This is a genomic window from Aeromonas veronii bv. veronii (assembly GCF_000820225.1).
Taxonomy (GTDB): domain Bacteria; phylum Pseudomonadota; class Gammaproteobacteria; order Enterobacterales; family Aeromonadaceae; genus Aeromonas; species Aeromonas veronii.
Genome location: NZ_CDDK01000038.1, coordinates 57,791 through 63,823, shown reverse-complemented (window position 1 = coordinate 63,823; position 6,033 = coordinate 57,791). Strand labels below are relative to the sequence as shown.

7 protein-coding genes are annotated in these 6,033 nt (G+C 59.0%); 4 read left to right on the top strand and 3 right to left on the bottom strand.

All coding sequences use genetic code 11. The features are described from left to right. The first annotated feature begins 186 nt into the window (after window positions 1-186). Together BN1139_RS16425 and yjjG are read left to right on the top strand one after the other, a co-directional pair. Complete coding sequence (locus BN1139_RS16425) at window positions 187-1,686, top strand: M17 family metallopeptidase (protein ID WP_005352427.1); 1,500 nt, start codon at window positions 187-189, stop codon at window positions 1,684-1,686. A 14-nt stretch (window positions 1,687-1,700) separates the two neighbouring features. Next, window positions 1,701-2,381 (top strand): pyrimidine 5'-nucleotidase, encoded by a 681-nt coding sequence (gene yjjG / locus BN1139_RS16420; RefSeq protein ID WP_005333455.1) that lies wholly within the window; start codon window positions 1,701-1,703, stop codon window positions 2,379-2,381. Window positions 2,382-2,498: 117 nt separating this feature from the next. Here yjjG and BN1139_RS16415 read toward each other — a convergent pair whose 3' ends face one another. The 3 genes from BN1139_RS16415 to dusC form a co-directional block, all read right to left on the bottom strand. Continuing rightward, on the bottom strand, window positions 2,499-3,218 hold the full coding sequence (locus BN1139_RS16415; protein ID WP_005352416.1) for a substrate-binding periplasmic protein: 720 nt from the start codon (window positions 3,216-3,218) through the stop codon (window positions 2,499-2,501). A gap of 161 nt (window positions 3,219-3,379) precedes the next feature. Then, window positions 3,380-3,748, bottom strand: a complete 369-nt coding sequence (locus BN1139_RS16410) for a TraR/DksA family transcriptional regulator (protein WP_005333451.1) — start codon at window positions 3,746-3,748, stop codon at window positions 3,380-3,382. 97 nt (window positions 3,749-3,845) lie between these two features. Beyond that, complete coding sequence (gene dusC / locus BN1139_RS16405; protein ID WP_005352409.1) at window positions 3,846-4,790, bottom strand: tRNA dihydrouridine(16) synthase DusC; 945 nt, start codon at window positions 4,788-4,790, stop codon at window positions 3,846-3,848. Window positions 4,791-4,913: 123 nt separating this feature from the next. Here dusC and BN1139_RS16400 point away from each other — a divergent pair, with 123 nt between their 5' ends. Beyond that, window positions 4,914-5,291 (top strand): YbaN family protein, encoded by a 378-nt coding sequence (locus BN1139_RS16400; protein ID WP_005352406.1) that lies wholly within the window; start codon window positions 4,914-4,916, stop codon window positions 5,289-5,291. Window positions 5,292-5,425: 134 nt separating this feature from the next. Next, a complete protein-coding gene (apt, locus tag BN1139_RS16395) occupies window positions 5,426-5,971 on the top strand; it encodes an adenine phosphoribosyltransferase (RefSeq protein ID WP_005352403.1) in 546 nt (181 codons plus the stop codon). Window positions 5,972-6,033: the final 62 nt, after the last annotated feature.

Below are 6,033 nucleotides of genomic sequence, written 5' to 3'. Positions count from 1 at the left end.
CGGCCCCCGCAACCAACTTTCTGTACGTTCCCTTCCTGCATTGCCAGTTATTGAACAATCCTTCTTGATGCTCGTCACCATCTGGTGATTGCTGCTATTTTTGACGCTTTTTCAAGACCAAAACTGGTCGTATCAACCATTTGTTGGGTATCATCAGGTATCTCTTCATGGATGAGGCACGCGCCTGTGATCACTCCCTTCACCTATCTTCCTCCTGCTATTGAAAGCCGGGATGCCACGCTGGCCGAAGCCCTTGCCCAAGGGCTGCCGTTGCAACTGCTGCTGATCGCCGAAGAGCAGAAGGAGTCCTTGCTTTCGCTGCCCGCTCTTGCAGGTCTCCAGACCCAGCTTGCGCTGGGGAAAAAAGCGCCCTTTACCCTGATGCACGGCAATACCCTGTTGCAGGTGATGTTTGTGGCCGGCAGCGTGACGCGGGATCACCGCCTCTATAAACAGATCCGAGGCTGGATTGCTCCTCTTTCTGGGCTCAATGTGGAGCGGCTTGGGCTGCATCTGGAAGGTTTTTCTCCCTCCGAGCGAGTGATGCTGGCCGAAGTGATGTTGTCAGCCCTGCTTGCCGCCAATATTTCGTTGCCCACCAGCAAGCGCCGCAGTGAAAGCAGCTGGAGCTATCAGCAGATCAAGGTTTCACCCGCGGTGGTGCTGGACTTGGCGCGCCTCTACAGCGAAGCGGGGGGCAACGGGCTGGCTCGCCATCTGGCGGTATTGCCTGCCTCCGAGCTGACGGCCGCCAGCTATCGCGAGTTTGTCAGCAAGCTGGCGCAAGATGAGGGGTGGCAGTGCCATCACTATGATCAGGCGCAGCTGGCCGAGCTGGGGGCGGGGGCGTTTCTGGCCGTTGCTCGTGGCTCGGAAGACAATCAGGGGGCTATGGTCAAGCTCAGCTACTATCCACCCAAACCGGTGCGTCGCATTGCGTTGGTGGGCAAGGGGATCTGCCACGACTCTGGCGGTTACAACCTCAAGGTCTCTGGCAGCATGTATGGCATGCATCTGGACATGGGGGGCAGCGCGGTGGCGCTGGGGGCCCTCTACGCTATCAGCCGAGCTCAGCTACCCTATGAGGTACACTGCTGGCTGGCCATTGCCGAGAACCATATCGGCCCTCACGCCTATCGCCCCGGCGAGGTGGTGACTGCCATCAATGGCACCTCCATCGAGGTGGTCGATACCGATGCCGAAGGGCGAATGGTACTGGCCGATACCCTGGCGATGGCGGTGCAGGATACCCCGGATCTGCTGCTCGATTACGCGACCCTGACCGGGGCCTGCAAACGGGCGCTGGGTAGCCGCTACAGCGGCGTCTTTACCAATCGCAGCGAATGGATGACATCGCTGGTCAATCTGGGTCAGCGCAGCGGTGAACGAGTCTGGCCCTTCCCGCTTGATGACGATTACGACGACAACATCGAAAGCGAGTGGGCGGATCTGTTGCAATGTGCGCCGGGCAGTTCGCCGGATCACATTGATGCGGCCCGTTTCCTCGCCCACTTCGTGCCCGAGCAGACCCCCTGGCTGCACTTCGACCTGAGCGGTTTTCGCAACAAGGGGGGCAATGGGGTGGTCTCCAGCGAAGTGACCGGCTTCGGCGTGCGTCTCACGCTGGATCTGCTGGCCAGCCCGCTTGGCAGAGTTGGTCGCCAAGCCTCTGAACAATCTGAATGATAACAAGGAGTTCTGTGAAACAACCAAGCTATGACTGGGTGCTGTTCGATTTGGATGAAACCCTGCTCGATTTTCCGGTCGCCTCCGCGCTGACGCACACCTTGCAGATCTATGGCGTACAGGCTGATGACGCCAGCATGGCGCAGTACCACGCCCTCAACCACGGGCTCTGGCAGCAGTACAACGACGGCGAGATCGATGCAACGGCGTTGCAGCAGACCCGCTTCTCCCTCTTTGCCCAGCAGGTTGCCGCCGATCCCATGGCGATGAACAACACCTTTCTGGAGCAGATCATTGCCCTTAGCATGCCTCTCGAAGGGGTGGTCGAGACCCTGCAGCAGCTGCGCAGCAAGGTGCGGATGGGGATCATCACCAATGGTTTCAGCGTGCCCCAGCGGGGGCGGCTCGGCAAACTGGGCTGGAGCGAGTGGTTCGAGCCGCTGGTGATCTCCGACGAAATTCGGGTGACCAAGCCGGCGCCAGCTATTTTCCAGCACACCCTCTCCCTGATGGGGCAGCCGGATCCTGCGCGGGTGCTGATGGTGGGGGATAATCCGAAAACCGATATTGCCGGGGCGGCGGCGCAGGGGCTGGCAACCTGCTGGTACAACCCGGCGCGGCAAGCGGGCGAGTGCGATGCCACCCACGAAATCCACCACTTCGCCCACCTTGCCGACATTGTGCTGGGACGCTGATAGTCAGGCTTAACCCATCACGTTATCGGTGACCAAAGCGTCCTGGCAAGTTGCAACCAGGGTTGTTTGAGACAGGATTGGGTTTGCTTGAGACAGTAAGGGGAGCTGATGCTCCCCTTACTTATGAGTGTTTTCCTGTGAATGCAGGGATCTGAACTGATAGCGATCGAGGATCTGCTGATAGTCGGGACTCTGTTTCAATTGATCGATAGCCTGATTGATCCGCTGCAGTTGCGCCTCAGTAGTGCTCTCTTTGCTCAGCATCAGGTGAACCGGCGTGACTTCGATACGCAGCAGGGTATGCAGCTGATCCTGCGCTTCATCCTTACCCTGCCACCCCTGCAGTCCGTGGGGATCCAGAATAAACCCCTGGATCCGTCCCCCTTGCAACATCTTCAGCAGCTGATCCAGCCGCAGGCGCATCTGCAAGCGAGGCTGCAGCTCGTGCCTTGCCATCAACAGGCGGAAGGTATTGCCGTAATCAAAGCCCTTGAGCACCCCGATATGGAAGTCGGGGGTGTTGATCAACTGCTCGAGGGTGGTGATCCCGCGCCAGCGTTCGACATCTTGCCGACGGATGATGATGGCCGTCTCCTCTTCCCGATAGGGGTGGCTGAAGCGGGCATATTGCTGCCGCTCGGCGGTGATATTGGCTGACATGGTCAGCTGAACCGTGCCGAATTTCAGCTCGTGCAGCACGCGAGCCCAGGGCATTTCATTGAATTTGGCCTGATAACCGGCCCGCAGGAAGATGGCATTGAGTAGCTCCACATCCAGTCCGCGGAGCTGTTGCTGTTCATTGCGATAACTGAAGGGCTGCCAGTCGACCCAGCCCACGACCAATGACTCCTGTGCCGTAGCCTGGCAACACAAACACCATAACAACAAGAGTCTGTACACAACGCATACCCTCGAACAGGCTGATACGGTTGAGTATTGGACAGGAACGACGGAGTAACCAGTGCTGAGGGTTGAGCGGATGCACAGATGTGCATCCCTCACAGTTCGTGGGCGTGGAATCCCTTGCGATAGCGGGTTTCACAGCGCGGGCAGCGTTGCAGGGTCGGATCCTGTTCCAGCTGTTCGATGGACAGTGGCTCTTCACAATCGGAGCAGAGGCCATAGAGGCCGAGATCCATCTGGCAGAGTGCTGCATCGATCCGCTTGAGGCGGGCCACGCTCTGCTCAACCTTCGGCAGATCCAGCCGGCTGGTCAGTTCCACCAGTTGATCCTGCTCGCAGTGACCGACCTGCTCGGCCCACTCGTCACGGCGGCAGGCTTTAAGCTGACCGATCAGCGTTTCTCGTACTTGGGCCCAGTCTGACAGCAGGCGATTACGCCAGACAGTCAACTGTGCTTGCGTCATTTCACACACATTATCCCCCACAGGACAGACGACAGATTCGGGGCAGTATAGGGATCCGATAACTTTATCAAGATGATATGCGTCAAGTTAAACGTGGTTAGCTGTGGCTTTTGGCTGCTTGCAGCAGGGCATCGCGGATCGGATCCGTCTCTTTGAGCACCCGGATCTCCTGAAACAGCAGGTCCGCTTCGGGATATTCCCGCTTGAGATAGCTGAACCACTGTTTGATGCGGCTGGGGTAGTAGTCGGCTTTTTCGCTGGCCAGATCCTGCTCGGTATAGCTCACCATCAACTGCAGCACCTCGGCCCAGCTCATGTGCGGGCAGCCGGTTTTCATCACGTTGGCCAGATTGGGCAGGGAGATGGCGCCGCGCCCGACCATCAGGGCATCGCAACCCGAGACCCTGGCGCAGGCGAGGGCATCTTTGTGATCCCAAATCTCGCCGTTGGCGGTGACGGGGATGGGCAGGGCGCGGCGAATGGCATCCACATACTCCCAGTGGGCGGGGGCCTTGTAGCCTTCGCGCTTGGTGCGGGCATGAACGGCCAGCTCGTTGGCGCCCCCCTGGAAGACCGCCTGAGCGTTCTCCAGATAGAGATCCTTGTCGTCGTAACCGAGGCGAATTTTGGCGCTCACCGGCAGATGGGCAGGCACCGCCTCGCGCACCGCCTTGACGATGCGGTAGATGGTCTCGGGCTCTTTGAGCAGCACCGCACCGCCCTTGCTCTTGTTGACCGTAGGGGCGGGACAGCCGAAGTTGAGATCGACGCCGGGGGAGCCCAGCTCGATGGCGCGCAGGGCGTTCTCGGCCAGCCACTCGGGGTGTTGCCCCAGCAGTTGTACCCGCACCGGGGTGCCTGCGCGGGTTTTGCCATCTTGCAGCAGTTCAGGGCAGAGGCGGTAGAACACCTTGGCGGGCAGCAGCTGATCGACGACCCGGATAAACTCGCTCACGCAGAGATCGTAATCATTGACGGAGGTGAGTACCTCCCGCATCAGGTGATCCAGTACCCCCTGCATGGGGGCCAAAATAACGCGCATAACGGCTTTCCGACGAGAGTGGCAAGAAAAAAGAGCGCAGATTGTAGTGGGGTTGCGGCCCGCTGTCAGCACCCGCTCAAACTCTGTTAGGCTAGAGGGAGATAAATCACGCAAGGAGAAGGAATGAAGCGTTGGTGTCTGATGGCGCTCGGGTGGCTGGCATTTGCCACCGGTATCGTGGGCATTGTGCTGCCGCTCTTGCCGACTACCCCCTTCATGTTGCTGGCTGCCGCCCTGTTTGCCCGCTCGTCGCCCCGTTTTCATCGCTGGTTGCTGACCCATCCCTGGTTTGGCCCGCCCATCGTGGATTGGCAGCAGTATCGCGGCATTCGTCGTCAGGCCAGACGGCGCGCCATTATCTTCATTTTGCTCACCTTTTCGGTGTCGCTGGCGGTGGTGCCACTGCTGTGGGTCAAGGGGCTGCTGGTTGTCATAATGGTGATCCTGCTCACCTGGTTAATGCGCCTGCCGGTGCTGGAGCCAGTTGCAATGGTGAAGTGAAGTCCCTAAGCTATTGCAGCAATAATGCTATGGAGTCGGCCTGTCATTTTTGCGTGACAGGCTTTTTTATTTCCCGCAGAAGGGAATTGAGAAAAAATGGCCACCCCTGGGTCAAAAAAATAAGCGGTCAACACATGAATCCGGAAACCCTGAAATTTATCGAAGCAAGCATCAAGACCATTCCCGACTATCCGAAGCCGGGCATTCTGTTTCGTGACATCACCAGCCTGATCGAGAACGCCGAGGCCTTCAAGGCAACCATCGATCTGCTGGCCAATCATTATCGTGATCAAGGGATCACCAAGATTGTTGGCACCGAGGCTCGCGGCTTCATCTTTGGCGCGCCGGTTGCCTATGCCATGGGGCTGGGCTTCGTGCCGGTCCGAAAGCCGGGCAAGCTGCCGCGCGAAGTGATCGAGGAGTCCTATGCCCTCGAGTACGGCACCGATACCCTGCAACTGCACACCGATGCCATCGTGCCCGGTGACAAGGTGCTGGTCGTGGACGATCTGCTGGCGACCGGCGGTACCGTTGATGCGACCGTCAAGCTGATCCGCCGTGCTGGTGGTGAAGTTGCCGATGCGGCTTTCATCATCTCCCTGCCGTCTCTGGGCGGCGATGCCCGCCTGACTGCCGCTGGCATCAAGGTGGTCTCACTGGTCGAGCTGGCCGGCGAGTAATGCCTCTTCGGCCTGATCCTCTGCATCGGGCCTGCATTGAACCGATGCCCTTGCGGGCATCG

Excerpts from the sequence above, each read along its gene's own strand:
- BN1139_RS16410 (WP_005333451.1), bottom strand. The coding sequence starts at position 3,748 with ATGACGCAAGCACAGTTGACTGTCTGGCGTAATCGCCTGCTGTCAGAC.
- dusC (WP_005352409.1), bottom strand. The coding sequence starts at position 4,790 with ATGCGCGTTATTTTGGCCCCCATGCAGGGGGTACTGGATCACCTGATG.
- BN1139_RS16400 (WP_005352406.1), top strand. The coding sequence starts at position 4,914 with ATGAAGCGTTGGTGTCTGATGGCGCTCGGGTGGCTGGCATTTGCCACC.
- apt (WP_005352403.1), top strand. The coding sequence starts at position 5,426 with ATGAATCCGGAAACCCTGAAATTTATCGAAGCAAGCATCAAGACCATT.